Source organism: Paenarthrobacter nitroguajacolicus, assembly GCF_051027655.1.
GTDB classification, from domain to species: Bacteria; Actinomycetota; Actinomycetes; order Actinomycetales; family Micrococcaceae; genus Arthrobacter; species Arthrobacter nitroguajacolicus.
In genome coordinates this window covers 1,338,741-1,358,049 of the sequence record NZ_CP073234.1, presented here as the reverse complement: position 1 = coordinate 1,358,049, position 19,309 = coordinate 1,338,741, and the positions used below count along the sequence as shown (strand labels likewise).

19 protein-coding genes are annotated in these 19,309 nt (G+C 62.3%); 4 read left to right on the top strand and 15 right to left on the bottom strand.

Annotated features, from left to right (window positions below):
• Positions 1 to 82: 82 nt before the first annotated feature.
• The 15 genes from KCX59_RS06780 to KCX59_RS06710 all read right to left on the bottom strand — a co-directional run bounded on the left by KCX59_RS06780 (position 83) and on the right by KCX59_RS06710 (position 15,417).
• The gene (locus tag KCX59_RS06780) at positions 83 to 793 is read right to left on the bottom strand and encodes a MazG nucleotide pyrophosphohydrolase domain-containing protein (RefSeq protein ID WP_178997840.1); all 711 of its coding nucleotides are present in this window, start codon (positions 791 to 793) and stop codon (positions 83 to 85) included.
• Positions 771 to 1,913, bottom strand: coding sequence for an adenosine deaminase (locus KCX59_RS06775; RefSeq protein ID WP_178997838.1), 1,143 nt, complete (start codon positions 1,911 to 1,913; stop codon positions 771 to 773). The genes KCX59_RS06780 and KCX59_RS06775 overlap by 23 nt, the downstream gene beginning before the upstream one ends.
• 39 nt (positions 1,914 to 1,952) lie before the next feature.
• The gene (locus KCX59_RS06770; RefSeq protein WP_178998012.1) at positions 1,953 to 2,642 is read right to left on the bottom strand and encodes a DedA family protein; all 690 of its coding nucleotides are present in this window, start codon (positions 2,640 to 2,642) and stop codon (positions 1,953 to 1,955) included.
• Between the two features lie 192 nt (positions 2,643 to 2,834).
• Positions 2,835 to 3,485 carry a DedA family protein gene (locus tag KCX59_RS06765; protein ID WP_091466072.1) on the bottom strand — a complete coding sequence of 217 codons (651 nt, stop codon included), beginning with the start codon at positions 3,483 to 3,485 and terminating at the stop codon, positions 2,835 to 2,837.
• Between the two features lie 87 nt (positions 3,486 to 3,572).
• Complete coding sequence (locus KCX59_RS06760; protein WP_091466070.1) at positions 3,573 to 4,883, bottom strand: thymidine phosphorylase; 1,311 nt, start codon at positions 4,881 to 4,883, stop codon at positions 3,573 to 3,575.
• The gene (locus tag KCX59_RS06755) at positions 4,880 to 5,284 is read right to left on the bottom strand and encodes a cytidine deaminase (protein ID WP_178997836.1); all 405 of its coding nucleotides are present in this window, start codon (positions 5,282 to 5,284) and stop codon (positions 4,880 to 4,882) included. The genes KCX59_RS06760 and KCX59_RS06755 overlap by 4 nt, the downstream gene beginning before the upstream one ends.
• A gap of 2 nt (positions 5,285 to 5,286) precedes the next feature.
• Positions 5,287 to 6,576, bottom strand: a complete 1,290-nt coding sequence (locus tag KCX59_RS06750; protein ID WP_179019255.1) for an ABC transporter permease — start codon at positions 6,574 to 6,576, stop codon at positions 5,287 to 5,289.
• Positions 6,573 to 7,919, bottom strand: a complete 1,347-nt coding sequence (locus tag KCX59_RS06745; RefSeq protein WP_179019257.1) for an ABC transporter permease — start codon at positions 7,917 to 7,919, stop codon at positions 6,573 to 6,575. Before KCX59_RS06745 ends, KCX59_RS06750 begins: the two co-directional genes overlap by 4 nt.
• A complete protein-coding gene (locus tag KCX59_RS06740; RefSeq protein WP_179019259.1) occupies positions 7,909 to 9,429 on the bottom strand; it encodes an ABC transporter ATP-binding protein in 1,521 nt (506 codons plus the stop codon). Before KCX59_RS06740 ends, KCX59_RS06745 begins: the two co-directional genes overlap by 11 nt.
• 135 nt (positions 9,430 to 9,564) lie before the next feature.
• Positions 9,565 to 10,671 (bottom strand): BMP family lipoprotein, encoded by a 1,107-nt coding sequence (locus KCX59_RS06735; protein ID WP_414698783.1) that lies wholly within the window; start codon positions 10,669 to 10,671, stop codon positions 9,565 to 9,567.
• 245 nt (positions 10,672 to 10,916) lie between these two features.
• On the bottom strand, positions 10,917 to 11,930 hold the full coding sequence (locus KCX59_RS06730) for an NADP-dependent oxidoreductase (protein ID WP_178997827.1): 1,014 nt from the start codon (positions 11,928 to 11,930) through the stop codon (positions 10,917 to 10,919).
• Entirely contained in the window at positions 11,927 to 12,358 is a 432-nt protein-coding gene (locus KCX59_RS06725; protein WP_091466059.1) for an organic hydroperoxide resistance protein, read from the bottom strand. The genes KCX59_RS06730 and KCX59_RS06725 overlap by 4 nt, the downstream gene beginning before the upstream one ends.
• A gap of 52 nt (positions 12,359 to 12,410) precedes the next feature.
• Positions 12,411 to 12,845, bottom strand: coding sequence for a MarR family winged helix-turn-helix transcriptional regulator (locus KCX59_RS06720; protein WP_178997825.1), 435 nt, complete (start codon positions 12,843 to 12,845; stop codon positions 12,411 to 12,413).
• 122 nt (positions 12,846 to 12,967) lie between these two features.
• A complete protein-coding gene (locus KCX59_RS06715; RefSeq protein WP_179019261.1) occupies positions 12,968 to 14,173 on the bottom strand; it encodes an amidohydrolase in 1,206 nt (401 codons plus the stop codon).
• Positions 14,174 to 14,283: 110 nt separating this feature from the next.
• A complete protein-coding gene (locus KCX59_RS06710) occupies positions 14,284 to 15,417 on the bottom strand; it encodes a mannose-1-phosphate guanylyltransferase (protein WP_091466053.1) in 1,134 nt (377 codons plus the stop codon).
• A gap of 300 nt (positions 15,418 to 15,717) precedes the next feature.
• Between KCX59_RS06710 and sdhC the strand changes: the two genes are divergently transcribed.
• From sdhC to KCX59_RS06690, 4 genes are all read left to right on the top strand, one after another.
• Positions 15,718 to 16,053 carry a succinate dehydrogenase, cytochrome b556 subunit gene (sdhC, locus tag KCX59_RS06705; RefSeq protein ID WP_014921082.1) on the top strand — a complete coding sequence of 112 codons (336 nt, stop codon included), beginning with the start codon at positions 15,718 to 15,720 and terminating at the stop codon, positions 16,051 to 16,053.
• A 3-nt stretch (positions 16,054 to 16,056) separates the two neighbouring features.
• Entirely contained in the window at positions 16,057 to 16,518 is a 462-nt protein-coding gene (locus tag KCX59_RS06700; protein WP_179019263.1) for a succinate dehydrogenase hydrophobic membrane anchor subunit, read from the top strand.
• A gap of 99 nt (positions 16,519 to 16,617) precedes the next feature.
• Positions 16,618 to 18,417 carry a succinate dehydrogenase flavoprotein subunit gene (gene sdhA, locus KCX59_RS06695; RefSeq protein ID WP_089594136.1) on the top strand — a complete coding sequence of 600 codons (1,800 nt, stop codon included), beginning with the start codon at positions 16,618 to 16,620 and terminating at the stop codon, positions 18,415 to 18,417.
• Positions 18,417 to 19,199 (top strand): succinate dehydrogenase iron-sulfur subunit, encoded by a 783-nt coding sequence (locus tag KCX59_RS06690; protein WP_011773975.1) that lies wholly within the window; start codon positions 18,417 to 18,419, stop codon positions 19,197 to 19,199. Before sdhA ends, KCX59_RS06690 begins: the two co-directional genes overlap by 1 nt.
• Positions 19,200 to 19,309: the final 110 nt, after the last annotated feature.

Below are 19,309 nucleotides of genomic sequence, written 5' to 3'. Positions count from 1 at the left end.
GGAGGGAAATTCTCAACGTCCTCGTCGCTACTAGCGTAGTCGAGAGTGGCTTACGTTACGGCACGGCTTCCAACTGCTCACGTCATGAAGGCTGCGCCTGGTTGTTCTGAAACGATCGAACTGCCGCACGGAGGGCCCGTTCGGCGTCGAGTCCTTGCTCCCTGGCACCCGCGACGATGGCGAGCAGCAGCTCCCCCAGCGCCTCTTCCGAGGCCGGAATGACAGGAAGTCCGACGGCGGCCAGTCGGCTTTGGGCGTCAACGGGCATGCCGGCGCGGACTGCCCGGTCGAAGGACTTCTGCGCTCCTGCCAACGCCGGCAGGTGGGGCGGAATCCCCTCGAAGGGGTCTTTCCGCTCCGGCTTCTCCGCGCGTTTGGCGGCGTCCCACTTGACGATGATTTCCTCGACGCTGGCCGGGAAACTCTCCTGCAGGGAACCGTCGGCCTTGAAGACGTGGTGGTTTCGCCGGACCATCTTGGCATTGATACTGCGCGCCACGTCCCCGAAATCAAAGCTGCCGCGCTCCTCGGCGAGCCGGGCATGAAGCACTACTTGAAGCAGCACATCGCCCAGCTCGCCTCGGAGCTCTTCATCTACCGCACCGGCTTCGATCGAATCAACCACTTCGTAGGCTTCCTCGATCAGGTACTCCACCAGCGACTCGTGGGTCAGGGCGCCCATCCACGGGCAGTGCTCCCGCAAGGCGGCAATTGTCCCCAGCAGCTCCCCGACTGCTGTGGGCCCATGCAGCTCCGGGAGGCTGGAATCGTTAGCCGAGGTTGGCGTAGGCATCGTTGATGTACTCAACCAAGGCTTCACGCTCGTCCAGCGGCAGGAACGCTGCCTCGGCCGCGTTGAGCGTCAGCTCGAGCAGATCATCGAGGTCGTAGTCGAAGGTCTCCACCAGGAGTTCGAACTCGTCGGTAAGCGTCACGCCGCTCATGAGGCGGTTGTCAGTGTTGATGGTGACGTTGAAGCCGAGCTGGAAGAGCATGTCCACCGGGTGGCTTTCGATGCCGTCGCCAAAGCCGGAAATGGCACCGGTCTGGAGGTTGGAGGAAGGGCAGATTTCAAGGGCGATTCCGCGGTCGCGAACCCATGCTGCCACGCTGCCGATGGTCACCATGCCGATGGTGTCCTCGCCGTCGTCGTCGGAGTTGTCCTCGAACTCCACCGAGATGTCCTCGGCGATCCGCACGCCATGGCCAAGGCGCAGGGCACGGCCGTCCACCAGGGCAGACTGGATGCTCTCCAGGCCGGCAGCCTCGCCGGCGTGGACCGTTGCCGGGAAGTTGTTCTCGGCCAGGTAGGTGAACGCATCCTTGAAGCGGGACGGGAGGAATCCGTCTTCAGCGCCGGCAATGTCGAAACCGACCGCGCCGTTGGCGCGGTGGCGGACGGCCAGCTCGGCGATTTCCTGACCACGATCAGCGTGGCGCATGGCAGTGATGAGCTGCCCGACCTGAATCTGCTGGCCGCGCTCTTCGGCGGAATCCATGCCGGCTTCCAGCCCGGTCTGGACTGCTTCCACAACTTCGTCCAGGGTCAGGCCCTGCTGCAGGTGCTGTTCAGGAGCCCACCGGACTTCGCCGTACACGACGCCGTCCTCGGCCAGGTCCTCCACGAATTCCTTGGCGACCCGGAACAGGCCTTCCTTGGTCTGCATGACGGCGACGGTGTGGTCAAACGTTTCGAGGTAGCGGACCAGCGAACCGGAGTCCGCGGATTCACGGAACCATGCACCCAGCGCCACCGGATCGGTGGAGGGCAGGGTGTGGCCGGCGGCCTCAGCCAGCTCGATGATGGTGGCCGGGCGGAGTCCTCCGTCCAGATGATCGTGGAGGGAAACCTTGGGAAGGCTCTTCAGATCGAAGTCAAGGGCAGGGGCAGCGTCAAGAATGGGCTCAGTCACGTACTAAGACTAGTCCCCACCGCCGCCCCCGGCAGGTCCTTAGCCGGCAGGATTGGAGAGGTCGGCCCCGGCAACTGCTTTTTGCGACAGATTCGGCTCCGCTGCGGGAGCTGCACTGCTTGCGGCCGCTTCACGGGCCTGGTCCTTCTTCTCAAGGTACTTGTGCCACCAGCGCAAGGCATGGTCCACCACGATACCGAGGACCACGGCGAAGGCCACTGCAATTCCGACGCCGAGGAGCGGGTTGTGGTGTACCCACTGACCTGCGAGCAAGCCAATGCCGATTGAGTAGCCAACCCACGTGATGCAGGCGAAGGCGTCCAGCCAGAAGAAGGTGCGGTGGCGGAATCCGGTCTGCCCGGCGACGTAGTTCACCGCTACCCGACCCCACGGAATGTAGCGGGCGGTGAAGATCAGGACCGCACCGCGCTTGTCCAACTCGTACTGTGCCCACGCGAACATTTTCTGGACCTTGGGTCGCCGCATCCACTTCCAGCGGGTGAGGCCGATCTTGCGGCCCAACATGTAAGCCATGTTGTCGCCGGCCATGGCACCTACCAAGGCAGTTGCACCCAGAATCCACAGGTTGGGTTCTCCGCTGTGAAGGGACAGCGCCGAGAGGCCCACAATGGCTGTTTCGCTAGGGAGAATCGTGGCGAATCCGTCAATGAAAAAGAAGACCAGAAGTACCGGGTATATCCAGGGCTGCCCGGCTGCATGCTCGAGCATTTGATTCAAAAACTCCACGCGGGGGTAGCTCCTAGACGAATGTGACTTGACGATGTGACGGAAGTCGCTCTAGTGTCCCACGGCCGGGACGTCGTTCGCTACGTCCCAGCCTTGGGATCACGCGTTTAACGCTATCGGTTTGATGAGGTTGTGGTCGTCAACCGCCAGGCTGATCTTCCGGGGCAAGAGTCGTCATACCGTGGGTGGAGTCGGGGCGTCTTCCTCAGGAATGTTCTTGCCATCCAAAGGCACTGATCCCCGGACTTTGCTGATGATGCGATCGATGATGATTCCCAGGATCACGGCTACCACGATCGCTATGACGGCACCCAGCAGGTGGTTGTCCTCGAACCAGACACCGAAGAAGTACCCGAGGATCACCGAATACGTTGCCCACAGGACCGCCGACATAGCGGTCAGGGCTACGAATTTGCGGTGGTGGAAGTGCGTTGCGCCGGCCGTCAGGTTGACTGCCACCCTGCCAATGGGGATGAACCGGGCCACCATGATGAGCGAGGCTGACCGGCGTCGAAGTTCCTTGCCCGCCCAACGAAAGGCGCCCTGCATCCGCTGGGTGCGCATCCAGCGCCAGCGTTGGATGCCGATGCGGTGTCCAATGATGTAGGCGATGTTATCCCCGGAGAACGCGCCGATAGCTGCCATCAAGCCCAGCAGCCACACGTTGGGTGAGCCGCTGCTGCCGGACACGGCACTCAGGCCCACCACCACGGATTCGCTGGGGATGGGCGGGAAGAAACCATCGATCACGCAGCAGGCCAGCACCAGGACCAACACCCACGGCTGTTCCGCCGCGGCGAGGATGAAATCGTTGATGCCCTGCACGGTTTCCTTACGATAGCCGGCTCCCCCACAGGCGCCGGATGGCTAGTGTCCCGGGCTGTTCCTGGAAACAGCCCGGGACACTTAAGCCTAGGCGATGCGGTCGATGATCAGCTGATGCGCCGGGCGTGACCCTTCAGGAGCAATCACGACGGCACTCTGGAGCGCTTCCTTGGCCCGGTCGAACTTTTCCGGGCTATCCGTCAGGAGTGTCATCAATGGCTCGCCTGCCCGGACCAACGCGCCCGGCTTGGCGTGCAGGCGTACTCCGGCACCGGCTTGAACCTGGTCTTCCTTGCGGGCACGGCCAGCACCCAGGCGCCAGGCGGCAATACCCACGGAAAGCGCGTCCAGTTCCACCAAGACGCCGTCCGCCGGAGCGTAGACAACCTCGGATTCCCTGGCCACGGGCAGCGCGGCCCGGGGATCTCCACCTTGGGCTTCGATCATCCGGTTCCAGACGTCCATGGCCCGCCCGTCCTTCAGGGCGGCGGCGGGATCGGCATCGTGGATGCCGGCACCGGCCAGCATCTCCTCGGCCAGGCGGACGGTCAGTTCGACGACGTCTTCCGGACCGCCACCGGCAAGGACCTCCACTGATTCCTCCACCTCGATGGCGTTACCCGCGGTCAACCCCAACGGTGTGGACATGTCCGTGATCAGCGCGACGGTGTGTACGCCTGCGTCCTTGCCCAAAGCCACCATGGTCTCTGCAAGCTCCCGGGCCCGTGCTTCGTCTTTCATGAAGGCGCCCGAACCCACTTTGACGTCCAGCACCAAGGAGCCTGTTCCTTCGGCGATCTTCTTGCTCATGATCGAGGAGGCAATCAGCGGGATGGCTTCCACCGTTCCAGTGACGTCACGCAAGGCATAGAGCTTCTTGTCCGCGGGTGCGAGCCCTGAACCTGCAGCACAGATGACTGCGCCGACGTCCTGAAGCTGGGCCATGATTTCGTCGTTGCTCAGGTTGGCCCGCCACCCGGGGATGGCCTCCAGCTTGTCCAGCGTCCCGCCGGTGTGGCCGAGGCCGCGGCCCGAAAGCTGCGGAACTGCGACACCGAACACGGCCACCAGCGGCGCCAACGGCAGCGTGATCTTATCCCCCACCCCACCGGTGGAGTGCTTGTCGCTGGTAGCCTTCCGGCCGCCGTCGGGCCTTGTCAGGGACGAAAAGTCCATCCGCTCGCCCGAGGCGATCATGGCCGATGTCCAGCGTGAAATCTCGGCGCGGTCCATGCCGTTCAGCAGGATGGCCATGTTCAGTGCCGCCATCTGTTCCTCGGCGATCACGCCGCGGGTGTAGGCATCAATGGTCCAGTCGATCTGCTCGGGAGTGAGCGTGCCCTTGTCCCGCTTGATGGAAATGATCTGGACGGCGTCGAACGCTTCAGTGGTGGTCACGTGGTTTCCTCCAGATGTTCGGGACCAAAGGCGTCAGGAAGTACCTGGTCCATGGACTTGATTCCCTGCGTTGTCATGAGCTGCATTCCGGGCGCCCTGAATTCATAGAGCAGCTGGCGGCAACGCCCGCACGGCATGAGGATGTTGCCTTGCCCATCCACGCAGTAGAACGCGGCGATTTTGCCGCCGCCTGTCATGTGGAGCTGGCCGACCAGGGCACATTCGGCGCAGAGAGTCAGCCCGTAGCTGGCGTTCTCAACGTTGCAGCCGCTGACGATCCGGCCGTCCTCGGTGAGCGCCGCAGCCCCCACCGGGAACTTGGAATAGGGCGCGTACGCCTGTTGCATTGCCTGTTTAGCCGCGTCTTCCAAGGCCTGCCAGTCGATATCTTCCGCTGGCATCGTCAACCCTTCACGTACGGTATGCCGCTTGCGGCTGGTGGCCGCGACTTACCTACCAGGCCGGCGACGGCGAAGATGGTCACCAGGTACGGCAGCATGGCCATGAACTGGCTCGGTACCGGGGTGCCGATGATGCCCAGGATGGACTGCAGGTTGTAGGCGAAGCCGAACAGCAGCGAGGCCAGGAACGCGCCGATCGGATTCCAGCGCCCAAAGATCAGGGCAGCCAAGGCAATGAAGCCGCGGCCACCGGAGATGTCCTTGGTGAAGGAGTCGATGGTCACCAGTGTGAAGACGGCACCACCGATACCCGCAATGGCACCACCCAACGTGACGTTCCAGAAACGGGTTGCGTTGACGTTGATACCCAAGGTGTCAGCAGCCTGCGGGTGTTCACCCACGGCCCGGACGCGGAGGCCCCAGCGGGTCTTGAACAAACCAAACCACACCACGGCCACCGCAATGTACATGAGGTAGCCCGCGATGGACTGCTCGAACAGGATGGGCCCGATGATGGGGACGTCCGAAAGCAGCGGGATCGGCAGGATGTCCAAGCGGCCCGGGGTATTGAACTGTTCCTTGTTGGGCACCATCAACGTGCCGTACAGGAAGCCTGTGAGGCCGGAGACCAACACGTTCAAAACCACACCGACGATGATCTGGTTGACCAGGTATTTGATGCTGAACACGGCCAGGACCATGGACACAGCAGCACCCGCCGCAGCGGCTGCGATCAGGCCGATGTACGGGCTGCCCGTCATGGTGGCCACCAAGGCGGCAGTGAATGCTCCGCCCAGGAGCTGCCCCTCGATGGCGATGTTTACAACGCCCACGCGCTCACAGAGCACGCCCGAGAGCGAGCCGAAGACCAGTGGGACAGCAAGTGTCACCGAGCCGGCAACGAGACCTGCCAGCGAGATGGAGGGCTGGCGGGCGCCTGCCACGATCCAAACAAGCAAGGCGAACACGAACACCACTGCAAACGCGATGGGCAGCCACTTGGGCGACCGCTCTCCTTGGGTCCAGAGGTAGATCGAGTAGGCGGCCATGGCCAGCAGCAGGATGCCGAGGACAATTCCGCCCACCTGTCCCGGAATCATCAGGGCAGGGACCGCAACGGCGTCGCCGGCGTCGCTGATCTTCATCTCGGCTGTCTGGTCCGGGCCAAGGAAGCCGAAGAAGACCAAGGCTATGAGCGCCAGGATGCCGAGGGAAAGCGGAACCTTCATGGAAGGCCGGAACGCTGGCAGGGCCGTTGATCCCGACTTGGGAGCGGTGGTTGTCGCGCTCACTTGGCACCTCCGGTGGCGTTGGCAAGGGCAGCTTTCGGGGCCGCCTTCGGTGTCTTGTTCTTGTTCTTCTTCTTGGGCTCAAGCCGGAAGATCGAACGGATGAGGGGCGGTGCGGCGATGAAGAGCACAATGAGCGACTGCACCACCAGCACGATGTCGATGGGCGTTCCGGTCTGGATCTGCATCTGTACTGCGCCTGCACGGAAAGCTCCGAACAGCAGTCCGGCAAAGAACGTCCCCCACGGTGTACTGCGTCCCAACAGCGCAACAGTGATCGCGTCGAAGCCGATCTGGGCAGCGACGCCGCCTGTCAGCACCTTTTCGGTGCCGGCTACTTGGGCAATGCCACCGAACGCGGCGAGGGCGCCGGCCATGGCCATCACCAGGATGGTGGCGCGGGATACTTTGACGCCGGCGGTCCGCGCTGCGACGGGGTTGGCACCGACGGCACGGAACTCGAAGCCGATGGTGGATCGGTTCAGCAGCCACCACACACCGTAGGTCAGCGCAATCGCCACGAGGAAGCCCACGTGGAGTCGGGATCCGGGGATGAGGACGGGATACGTTGCCGATTCATCGAGGCGTGGCGAAATGGGGCTGTTGTCCCCCGGACGCCGGAACGCAGCAGTGTTCAGCAGGAAGTCGAGCAGGAACAATGCCACATAGTTCAGCATGATGGTGACGATGACTTCATGCGCGCCGGTCCGGGCCTTGAGGATGCCCACAATGGCACCCCACAGAGCTCCACCCAGGACGCCCATGATGATGACTACCAGCAGGTGCAGGCCGAACGGCAGGTGCCAGGCAAACCCTACGTAGGCAGCGAGGGTGGCGCTGATGATGATCTGCCCCTGGGCACCGATGTTGAACAAGCCGGCACGGAATGCAAGTGCAACGCCAAGGCCGGCACAGATCAGCGGGGTTGCCACGGTCATGGTTTCGAGCAAGGGCTTGAAGCCTTCACGTGGATTGAACACAGCGCCTTGGAAGAGTGCAACGTAGCTCTCGGTCATGGCTGTCCACAACGCACTCAGGAAGTCCGTGGGGCGTGCGAACAAGTAGCCCGCGGTTTTTGCCACCTGGGCGTCCGTGCTGGCAATCAGCAAGCCGCCGAGGAAGAGCGCCACAATGACCGCCAGGACGGAGACAAAGCCGCTGCCCATCACGATCCGGCGCATCAGGCTGCCATGCTGGTGTCCCGGGTCCCCACTTTGGGAGGAAACGGGCACTATGGAAGGTTCCAGCGTCCCTCCGGCGGTGTCCAGGGCGACGTCTGCCGCCCGCACTTCAGAGGTGGATTCCCCGGGTGTTTTGTCTTTGCCTGACTCGTCTTTAGTTGTCATCGGAGCCTCCTTCAGGGCCGACGCCGGCCATCATCAAGCCAAGGGTGTCGCGGGGTGTTCCAGCAGGGACAATGCCCACGAGCTTGCCTTTGTACAGCACGGCAATCCGGTCGGCGAGCTCAATGACCTCATCAAGCTCAGTGGAAACGATCATGACCGGCGTTCCGACGTCGCGCTCGGCAACGATGCGCTTGTGCAGGAACTCGATGGAACCAACATCCACACCGCGTGTGGGCTGGCTCGCGATAAACAACCGCAAGGGCCGGGACAGTTCCCTGGCCATGACCACTTTCTGCTGGTTGCCGCCGGACAAAGTTCCGGCAGCCGACGCCGCAGAAGGAGTCCGGATATCGAATTCCTCGATCTTGGCCTTCGCGTGCTCCGCAACCTTGGCAGGCTTCATGCTGATGCCACTGGCAAACGGTGCTTGGTCGTAAAGGTCCAGGACCAGGTTCTCTGCCACGGAGAACGGCCCAACCAGCCCGTCTACCGTCCGGTCCTCCGGAACAAACCCGACGCCGGAACGCAGGACGTCCTTGACGGGGAGGCCCAGCAGTTGCTTGCCATCAAGCGTCACGGAGCCGGTTACATGCTCCTGGACACCCAAGATGGCTTCGGTCAGTTCCGTTTGGCCATTGCCTTGGACACCGGCGACGGCGAGAATCTCACCTTGGGCGATGTCGAAGCTGATTCCGTCCACCACATTGGTGCCGTTCGCCGCACGCACTGTCAGGTTTTCCACCACGAAAGTGGTTTCCTTAGGCTGCGCGGGAGCTTTGTTCAAGCTCAGGCTCACCGGGCGCCCAACCATCATGGACGCCAGTTCCGTGGCTGACGCAGTGGGAGGCGCATCTCCCACCACCTTGCCGCGGCGGATGACGGTGATGACGTCCGAGACAGCCTTCACTTCGCGCAGCTTGTGCGAGATGAAGACGATGGACGTGCCGCCGGCTTTGAGTTGCCGCATGATGTCCAGGAGTTCATCGGTTTCCTGAGGCGTCAGAACGGCGGTGGGCTCGTCCAAAATGAGGACTTTCGCTTCACGCACCAGCGCCTTGATGATCTCGACTCGCTGTTGCACGCCCACGGGGAGGTCCTCCACCAAGGCGTCGGGATCGACGTCGAAGCCGTATTGATCGGAAATCTCCCGGATTTTCTTCCGGGTTTCGTCGATGCTGAGCACACCGCCGAACGTGGTCGGTTCCGCGCCGAGGGCAACGTTTTCCGCCACGGTAAAGACGGGGACCAGCATGAAGTGCTGGTGCACCATGCCGATGCCGGCCGCCATCGCGTCACCCGGTCCACGGAAATTGACCGGCTGGTCATTTACCAGGATCTGGCCGGCTGTTGGCTCGTACAGCCCGTACAGCACGTTCATGAGGGTTGATTTGCCGGCACCATTTTCGCCGAGGAGGCAATGGATCTGGCCGGATTCGACCACGAGGTCGATGTCTTGGTTGGCGTAGAAGGTCCCGAAGGCTTTCGAGATCCCCTTCAATTCGAGTTTCACAACTCCCACCGTTCTGTGAGTCCGAGGGACGGCTGTACTGCTCCAAAGCCATTGGCTTTGAAGCCCAGCGTAGTCAGGGCAAAAACGCGCCGCCAGTACCGGGGCTCGGTACTGGCGGCGCGTCCAGGAATTGATTTACTTCTTGGGGCTCGCTGCCGATTCGACAACCAGCTTGCCGGAGACGATGTCAGCCTTCAGGGCATCGAGCTCGGACTTGGTTTCAGCGGTGACAGCGGAGTCGAGATCGTGGAACGGGGCGAGGGCAACGCCATCGTTCTCCAACGTTCCGACGTAGGCTTCGTTGTTGAACTTGCCTTCCGTGTCGTCCTTCACCACGGCTTCAACAGCTTCGCCCATCTGCTTGACCACGGAGGTCAGCATCAGGTCCTTGTACTCGGGAGCGGTGAGGTAGCCATCGGAGTCAACCCAGATGAGCTTGACGTCCTTGCCGGCAGCCTTGGCTTCCTTCAAAGCAGCACCTGCACCCTTACCAACCGGTCCGGCTACGGGCATGATGATGTCCGCGCCCTGGTCCAGCAGGTTGATGGTGACCTGTTTGCCGGTGTCCTGCTTCTCAAAGTCGCCAGTGAACGAACCGTCCTGGGTGTTCTTGTCCCAGCCAACAACCTGTACTGACTTGCCCTTGGCCTTGTTGTAGGCCTGGACGCCGTCGTAGAAGCCGTCCATGAAGATGGTAACCGTGGGGATCTTGATGCCGCCGAAGGTACCCACCTTGTTGGTCTTGGTGGTAGCTGCAGCCGCGTAGCCTGCAAGGTATGCAGCCTGGGCCGTGTCATAGACGATCGGCTTGACGTTGGCGATCGGAGTCTCGTACGTGTAGTCGACGATCGCGAAGTGCTTGTCGGTGTTCTTCTCTGCGGCGGCCTTAGTGGCATCGCCCAAAAGGAAGCCAACCGTGACAGTGAGGTTACAGCCTGCGGAGATCATGCCGTTGAGGTTGGTTTCGAAGTCGCTGTTGGCTTTGGATTCGGCCGACTTTACCGTGATGCCCAAATCAGACTCTGCCTTCTTGAGGCCCTCGAATGAGGACTGGTTGAAGGACTGATCGTCGAATCCGCCGGAGTCCGACACGATGCAGCCAGTAAAGTCACTCTTGGTCGCCCCGCCGGATCCGGCGTCGGGAGCCTGGCCGCAGCTGGTCAGCAGGAGCGCTGCTGCACCGAGGGTGGCAACACCGGCCATTGAACCGCGCTTCAGGGTGGCACGCAGTGGTTTCTTCAATTTTCCTCCAGGAAGAAAGTGATTGGCGCTACGACGGATGGTCAATGAGTGTCCGTTTCCTATACCTGAGGCAGAAACTCTGTTTTCACTGATGCTCGCAGCTGCGCCGAGGCGCATTGATGAAACCAACACTAGTGGCCTGCAACACACCCAACTACCACAAATGATCACTCCAGGTCAGATTGTTGACCTTTTGTTACCAAGCAGTAGCCGGGTGCGCAAGTCACACGCGTTTCACGCGTGAGCTAGAGGCGGACCAGCATCTTTCCCGTGTTCGCACCGTCCAACAGGTCCATGAATGCCTGCGGTGCATTCTCCAGCCCGTCCACGATGGTTTCGTCGTAGCTGACGGACCCATCGGCCAGCCAGCCGGCCATCTTCTGCGCGAACTCGGGGGCGTACTGTCGCTGCCCGCCCACCAGGAATCCGCGCAGGGTGAGCTGCTTGCCGATGGCCACAGCCAGGTTCCGCGGCGCCACCGGGGGCTCCGTGGAGTTGTACTGGGCAATCGCACCGCACATTGCGACGCGGCCGCCAACCGTGAGCGTGGCAAGTGCTGCTTCGAGGTGCTCGCCACCGACGTTATCGAAGTAGACGTCAATGCCGCGCTCCCCCGCCGCTTCCTTCAGTTGGTCCAGCACGGGAGCATCGTTGTAATTGAACGCAGCATCGAAGCCGAGCTCCAGCAAGCGGGCAACCTTCTCCGGCGATCCGGCGCTGCCGATGACCTTGGAAGCGCCCATGGCCTTGGCGATCTGGCCAACCATCGAGCCGACCGCACCTGCCGCCCCGGACACGAAGACCACGTCGCCTTCTTTGAACTCGGCAACTTTCAGCAACCCGGCGTAGGCGGTCAGGCCTGTCATGCCAAGCGCGCCAAGGAACGCCGAGGTGGGGGCCAACCCAGACGGGACCGGCGTAGTCGCGGCGGCGTCCACCACCGCGTGCTCGCGCCAGCCAAGTTGGTGCACGACGACGTCACCTACCTTGTGCGCGTCCGAACGGGACGCGATCACCTCACCTACCGCACCGCCGTCGAGCGCTGCATCCAAGCGGAACGGCGCCGAGTACGACTTGACGTCATTCATGCGGCCGCGCATGTAGGGATCCACGGACATGAACTGGTTCTTCACCAGGAGCTGGCCCTCCGCGAGCTCGGGTAGCGGCGCTGTTGCCAGCCGGAAGTTCTCCGGAGCAGGGCGGCCGACCGGGCGGGAGGCAAGCTGGATTTCGCGGGTTTCGGTTGCTACGGCGCTCATGCTGCGAACTCCACGAGCTTGAGGTCTACGGCCATGTTGCCGCGCGTTGCGTTGGAGTAGGGGCAGATCTGGTGCGCCTTGGCCATCAGCTGCTCCGCAGTACCGCGGTCCAGGGCGGGCAGCGCGATTTCCAGTTCGGCGGCCAGTCCATATCCTTCGCTGTCCGTCAGCGCACCGAAGTGGACTTTGGCGGCAACGGCCGAGTCGCTGAGGTCAACGCGTTCCTTGCGACCCACGAGTCGCAAAGCCGAGTGGAAGCACGCGGCGTAGCCGGCTGCGAACAGCTGCTCAGGGTTGGTTCCTTCGCCGTTGCCCCCGAGCTCCACGGGGCTGGCGAGGGCGACGTCCAGCTTGCCGTCGTTGGTGCGGGCGTTGCCGTCGCGGCCTTCGCCGGATGCCAGTGCCTCGGCGGTGTAAAGAGTCTTCATGGTGTTTCCGTTCTCTTTGGGAATGGATGTCCCGGGATTTTCCGGAGGATTGTCAGAGTGAGCGGTTCAACGCTGCCGTGAGCTTGCCGAGCGTTGCGTGTAGCTGCTCGATCTCATCGGGCGATAGGCCGGCGGCGTCAGCGAGACGCTTGGGCACAGCCTGGGCCCGGGCACTCAAGGCGGTGCCGGCCTCGGTGAGGACCACGTCCACCCGGCGCTCATCCTCGGCCGAGCGGTGGCGTTCCACCAGCCCCATGGCCTCCAGCCGTTTGAGCAGGGGCGATAGGGTGCCGGAGTCGAGGCCCAGTTCAGCACCGAGTTCGCGGACGCTGCGTGGTTCCTGCTCCCAGAGGACCAGCATCACCAGGTACTGCGGGTACGTCAGGCCAAGGTCCTCCAGCACAGGACGGTAGACCGCCGTCGCCGCTTTGGATGCCGAGTACAGCGCAAAGCAGACCTGGTGGCGGAGGCGGGGTGCATCACTCATGACTAAAACGATAGTGCACAATTCAATTGTGCACAACCTATCCCGGCCGCCCGCACCCAACTGAGTCGCATTTAAGCGCGTTCTGACAGCTCAAAACGCGCATAAATGCGACTCAGGCGGGTTTACTGTTCGAGATCGCGGATGGTGCGGAGGGCAGCGGCCGTCAGCACGCGGATGGCGTAGCCGAGTGCGCGCTCGTCAACGATGAAGTCGCCACGGTGGAGGTCGTACTCTTCGCCACCGGGGGTGTGCGTGCCCAGGCGCATCATGGCCCCTGGCAGGTCGGCCAGGAACCAGGCGAAGTCCTCGCCACCCATGGACTGCGGAGTAAGGACCACAGCATTTTCGCCGAGTTCCGCGCGGGCAGAGGCTTCGATGAGGGCCGTTTCATGCTCGGAGTTCACTACGGGCGGCACGCCGCGGGTGTGTTCAAGATGGACGTCCACGCCGTAGGGTGCGGCGACCTGCCTGACGACGTCGTCCAACAACTCCCCCGCGCTATGCCAGGCATCGCGATCCAGGCAACGCATGGTTCCGGCCATGTAGCCGGAGCCCGGGATGGCATTCGGTGCGGAGCCGGCCGAAATTTGCCCCCACACCACCGATACGCCGCTGCGGACATCCACCCGACGCGAAAGGACAGCCGGCACGTTGACCGCTATTTGCGCCAACGCGAAGACGAGGTCCTCGGTGAGGTGCGGACGCGACGTGTGTCCGCCGCGTCCGGAGAGCTCAATCTTGATGGTGTCCGAGGCGGAGGTAATGGCACCGATGCGGGTACCGATCTGGCCCACGTTAATCCGGGGATCGCAGTGCAGCGCCAGGATACGCGGCACGCCTTCAAGCACTCCCTGCTCAATGCAGGACAGTGCGCCGCCCGGCATGGTTTCCTCGGCAGGCTGGAAGATGATCCGGACCGTGCCGCCCAGCGGATTGTTCTTGTGCATCCGCTGCAGCGTGAGGGCGATGCCGAGCATGGCAGTGGTGTGGACGTCGTGGCCGCAAGCGTGGGTAACACCATGGTTCTTCGACGCGAACGGCAGGCCGGTTTCCTCAATGATCGGCAGTGCGTCGATATCCCCGCGAAGGGCTGTGGCAATGGGGCCCTCGCCCACGTCCACCGTCAGTCCGGTCTCCTCCAGGCGCCGCGGCTTCAGCCCGGCTGTCTCAAGGCGCTCCACCAGCTTGTCGGTGGTGCGGAATTCCTTGAAGGAAAGCTCGGGGTGCGCATGGAGGTCACGCCGGAAGTCGATGAGTCCGGGAAGCAGTTCATCAACCCAAGGACTCACAACGGGAGCGGGCTCGGTTTCAGTCGTGTAATTGCGCACGTCACAACTCTAGCCATGCGCGGCACCCGAAGAACGAAAGCCACCTCTTGGTTACGCTGCGTTCAGACGCAGGACAACCAAAGAGGTGGCTCACGGTATAAGCAATTGCTTTACAGCACGTCCGTGTCTCCACTGGCTTTAAGGGCGTCAACAGTGCCCTTGACCAGTTGGGCGTGTTCCTTGGTGGTGACCAGAAGTGCGTCCGGCGTGTCCACAATGACCACGTCCTTGATACCAATCAACGCGATGACGCGCTTGGTATCGGACACCACCACGCCGCTGGCGTTCTCCGCGAAGACGCGTGCGCCCTCGCCAAGCACCGTTACTTCGTCGACGTCGCCTGCGTTGTTGAGGCGCCCGATCGCGGCGAAGTCGCCGACGTCGTCCCAACGGAAAGTGCCAGGCACGACGGCGACGTCTCCAGCTTCCGCTGCGGGCTCAGCCACGGCGTAATCGATGGCGATTTTCGGCAACGTGGGCCACACGCGCGACGTCACTTCCGAGCGCTGCGGCGTGTCCCAAGCGTCGGCGATTTCCTGAAGGCCCTTGAACAGCTCCGGCTGGTTGGCCTCAAGGTGCTTGAGCATGAGAGCCACCGGAGCGACGAACATGCCGGCATTCCAGACGTAATCCCCGGCTTCGACGTACTTGTTAGCTACTTCCTGGCTGGGCTTCTCGACGAACTCCGCAACAGCAAGCGCATTCGGGGCGCCCTCAACATTCAGTGCCGCACCGGAGCGGATGTATCCGAATCCTGTAGAGGGATGGGTCGGCTTGATGCCGATGGTGACGATCTTGCCGGTGGCCGCAGTAAAGATCGCCTCGCGCACGGTCTCCTGGAAGAGATCGTCCGGGCTGATGACCTGGTCCGCAGCAAAGGACCCCATGATGGTGTCCGGATCGCGTCGGTAAAGGATGGCTGCGGCAAGCCCGATGGCGGCACCGGAGTCCTTGGGCTCACTTTCCAACACCAACTCGTCATCCCCCACTTCGGGGAGCTGGCGGCACACGGCGGCGCGGTGCGCTTCGCCGGTAACAACAAGGACCCGTTCACCAGCCAAAGGTTCCAGGCGGTCATAGGTAGCCCTCAACAACGTGCTGCCGGAACCGGTCAGGTCGTGGAGGAACTTGGGCGCAGCGGCACGCGAGAGTGGCCATAGCCGGGTCCCCACACCGCCCGCCGGAATAACCGCATGGAAGCGGTTCAATGGCGATTCCGGGTATTTCGCGTCTTCTGTACTCACCGCAACACTTTATCCTGTGCCGGGCGGCAAGCCCCCGCAGCAGGACACACGTGTGGCGTTCGTCTCAGGCAGTGCCGAAAATCGCCTGAATATCGGCAGGAAACATGGAATTAACAAGCAGAGAAGCCCGTCCTAAATTGAATATGCTGTTAGCGAAGCCTAGATTTAGGCGTGAGCTACGAGTGCTCTCGCAGCAGGCGTTCCCCCCGCGTGGATCCCATGCCAGCGCCGCTGTGTTGCAGGAAGGTTTAATCAGTGCCGACAAAACCAGCTGGCACCTTGTACCGCGGCCGTGAAGGCATGTGGTCCTGGGTTGGACACCGCATTACAGGTGTAGTGATCTTTTTCTTCTTGTTGGTCCATGTGCTGGACACCTCATTGGTGCGCGTGTCCCCTGAGGCCTACACCGCCGTCATTGGCGCATACAAGAACCCCCTCATGGCCCTGGGTGAAACGGGCCTGGTCGCCGCGATCATTTTCCACGCCTTCAACGGCCTGCGCGTGATCGCCATCGACTTCTGGAAGAAGGGCGCGAAGTACCAGCGCCAGTTGCTGTGGGTCGTGCTTGCGCTGTGGCTTGTCACGTTCGCAGGCTTCGCCATCCGCCACCTTTCCCTCGCGCTGGGAGGCCACTAAGCCATGACAACCATCGAATCCCCACGCAGCGGGAAGATCGCTCCGAAGTACAACCGCAACGGCTCCAGCCGTGGCAACTTCGAAATGATCGCCTGGCTCTTCATGCGTCTCTCCGGCATCGTCCTGGTGGTGCTGATCTTCGGCCACCTGTTCGTGAACCTGCTGGTGGGCGAGGGCATCCATGCAATCGACTTCGGCTTCGTTGCCGGCAAGTGGGCCGATCCGTTCTGGCAGTTCTGGGACCTTGCCATGCTGTGGCTTGCCATGCTGCACGGCACCAACGGCGTCCGCACCATCATCAACGACTACGCCGAGAAGGATTCCACGCGCTTCTGGCTCAAGATGGTCCTCTACGCGGCCACCCTGGTCATCATCATCCTCGGCACGCTGGTGATCTTCACCTTCAACCCGTGCCCCGTCGTCGACGGCGTTCAGTTGCCTGGCGGTTTCTGCCCGGCCCCGTAGCGGCGCCTTCCGGCCGCTCCCTGGAGTGAGCCGGTTCGCCTGACGTAGCGGAGCAGCCTCCGCCGACCATCTGAATTTTTGAAAGAGAGAGCATCTGGTATGCAGGTCCATAAGTACGACGTCGTCATTGTCGGTGCAGGTGGCGCCGGCATGCGCGCCGCGATCGAATCCGGTCAGCGAGCACGCACCGCGGTACTGACCAAGCTCTACCCCACCCGCTCGCACACAGGTGCAGCCCAGGGTGGAATGTGCGCAGCACTGGCCAACGTCGAAGAAGACAACTGGGAATGGCACACCTTTGACACCATCAAGGGTGGCGACTACCTGGTTGACCAGGACGCAGCCGAGGTCATGGCGAAGGAAGCCATCGACGCCGTGCTGGACCTGGAAAAGATGGGTCTGCCGTTCAACCGCACGCCCGAGGGCCGGATTGACCAGCGCCGCTTCGGTGGCCACACCCGTGACCACGGCAAGGCACCCGTCCGCCGTGCTTGCTATGCAGCGGACCGTACGGGTCACATGATCCTGCAGACGCTGTACCAAAACTGCGTCAAGCACAACGTTGAGTTCTACAACGAGTACTACGTCCTTGACCTGCTGATCGTCGAAGAAGACGCAGTACGCGAAGACGGAACCCCGTACAAGCAGAAGCGTGTTGCCGGCGTGGTTTCCTACGACCTCGCCTCCGGTGAACTGCACGTCTTCCAGGCCAAGTCCGTGGTGTTCGCCTCCGGCGGCGCCGGCAAGGTCTTCAAGACCACCTCCAACGCGCACACCCTCACCGGTGATGGCATGGGCATCGCGTTCCGCCGCGGCATCCCCCTGGAAGATATGGAGTTCTTCCAGTTCCACCCGACCGGCCTCGCCGGCCTGGGCATCCTCCTTACCGAGGGTGCGCGTGGTGAAGGTGCCATCCTGCGTAACTCGGAGGGTGAGCGCTTCATGGAGCGTTACGCCCCCACCATCAAGGACCTCGCACCCCGTGACATCGTGGCACGCGCAATGGCCAACGAAGTACGCGAAGGCCGTGGCTGTGGTCCGAACAAGGACTACGTCCTCCTGGACCTGACCCACCTTGAGCCTGCGCACATTGAGGCCAAGCTTCCGGACATCACCGAGTTCGCCCGCACCTACCTTGGTGTGGAACCGTTCACCGATCCCGTTCCCGTGTTCCCCACGGCGCACTACGCCATGGGTGGCATCCCCACCAACATCACCACCGAAGTGCTGCAGGACAACGACACAATCGTGCCGGGCCTCTACGCAGCCGGTGAAGTTGCCTGTGTCTCCGTGCACGGCTCAAACCGTCTTGGCACCAACTCGCTGCTGGACATCAACGTGTTCGGTAAGCGCGCGGGCATCGCAGCTGCGGAGTACTCCAAGACAGCTGACTACGTGGAGCTTCCCGAGGACCCCGAGGCAATGACCCGCGGCATCCTGGACGGCCTGCTCACCGGCAACGGCACCGAGCGTGTTGCGCAGATCCGCAAGGAACTGCAGGACACTATGGACGCCAACATGCAGGTGTTCCGTACCAAGGAATCGCTGGAGCAGGTCCTCCGCGACATCGCTTCCTTCGAAGAGCGGTACAAGCACGTTACCGTTCAGGACAAGGGCAAGCGCTTCAACCTGGATCTCCTCGAAGCAGTGGAACTGGGCTTCCTGCTGGACATGGCCAAGGTCATGACCGTCGGTGCGCTGCACCGTGAAGAGTCCCGCGGTGGCCACTACCGCGAGGACTTCCCGGACCGCAATGACGAGAAGTTCATGAAGCACTCCATGGCTTATTTGGACACTTCCGTCACCGTCGACTCCTCGGCGGAATCTGTTGCGGGCATCCGTCTTGAGACGAAGCCCGTCATCTTCACCCGTTACGAGCCGATGGAGCGTAAGTACTAATGACGACCGAAATGGCAGAGCCCGCTTCCAAGATCGAGCTCCCGGCAAGCGTTGCAGGCGACGGTGAAATCCCCACCTTCCACATCACGCTGCGTGTCCGCCGCTACGATCCCGAAATCTCGGACGAAGCACGCTGGGATGACTACAAACTGACCATGTACGGCACGGACCGCGTGTTGGATGCCCTCCACAAGGTCAAGTGGGAGATTGACGGCAGCGTTTCCTTCCGCCGCTCCTGCGCCCACGGCGTGTGTGGTTCGGATGCCATGCGCATCAACGGCCGCAACCGCCTCGCCTGCAAGACGTTGCTGAAGGACCTGGACACCACCAAGCCCATCACCGTCGAGCCGATCAAGGGCCTCCCCGTGGAGAAGGACCTGATTGTGGACATGGAACCCTTCTTCCAGTCCTTCCGCGAAGTCATGCCGTTCCTGATCAACAAGGGCCACGAGCCCACCAAGGAACGCCTGCAGTCCGTCGAGGACCGTGAGCGCTTTGATGACACCACCAAGTGCATCCTGTGCGCCGCCTGCACCTCGTCCTGCCCGGTCTTCTGGACCGATGGCCAGTACTTCGGCCCGGCTGCGATCGTCAACGCCCACCGCTTCATCTTCGATTCCCGTGATGACGCCGGAGACATGCGCCTTGAGATCCTGAACGACAAAGAAGGCGTGTGGCGTTGCCGCACCACCTTCAACTGCTCGGAAGCATGCCCCCGTGGCATCCAGGTGACCCAGGCAATTGCCGAGGTCAAGCAGGCCATCCTGGCCCGCAAGATCTAGTTTCGCCGGTCCCCAAAGGAACCAAACGACGACGGCGCCGCTCACCACTGATGGTGGGTGGCGCCGTCGTCGTTAATCAAGTGCCGTCACCGGCTAACACGGCAACGGTC

What these genes read in the sequence shown, in the direction of transcription:
- KCX59_RS06780 (WP_178997840.1), bottom strand. Translation starts at nt 793, where the DNA reads ATGCCTACGCCAACCTCGGCTAACGATTCCAGCCTCCCGGAGCTGCAT.
- KCX59_RS06770 (WP_178998012.1), bottom strand. Translation starts at nt 2,642, where the DNA reads ATGCTCGAGCATGCAGCCGGGCAGCCCTGGATATACCCGGTACTTCTG.
- KCX59_RS06755 (WP_178997836.1), bottom strand. Translation starts at nt 5,284, where the DNA reads ATGCCAGCGGAAGATATCGACTGGCAGGCCTTGGAAGACGCGGCTAAA.
- KCX59_RS06745 (WP_179019257.1), bottom strand. Translation starts at nt 7,919, where the DNA reads ATGACAACTAAAGACGAGTCAGGCAAAGACAAAACACCCGGGGAATCC.
- KCX59_RS06730 (WP_178997827.1), bottom strand. Translation starts at nt 11,930, where the DNA reads ATGAGCGCCGTAGCAACCGAAACCCGCGAAATCCAGCTTGCCTCCCGC.
- KCX59_RS06725 (WP_091466059.1), bottom strand. Translation starts at nt 12,358, where the DNA reads ATGAAGACTCTTTACACCGCCGAGGCACTGGCATCCGGCGAAGGCCGC.
- KCX59_RS06720 (WP_178997825.1), bottom strand. Translation starts at nt 12,845, where the DNA reads ATGAGTGATGCACCCCGCCTCCGCCACCAGGTCTGCTTTGCGCTGTAC.
- sdhC (WP_014921082.1), top strand. Translation starts at nt 15,718, where the DNA reads ATGTGGTCCTGGGTTGGACACCGCATTACAGGTGTAGTGATCTTTTTC.
- KCX59_RS06700 (WP_179019263.1), top strand. Translation starts at nt 16,057, where the DNA reads ATGACAACCATCGAATCCCCACGCAGCGGGAAGATCGCTCCGAAGTAC.
- sdhA (WP_089594136.1), top strand. Translation starts at nt 16,618, where the DNA reads ATGCAGGTCCATAAGTACGACGTCGTCATTGTCGGTGCAGGTGGCGCC.
- KCX59_RS06690 (WP_011773975.1), top strand. Translation starts at nt 18,417, where the DNA reads ATGACGACCGAAATGGCAGAGCCCGCTTCCAAGATCGAGCTCCCGGCA.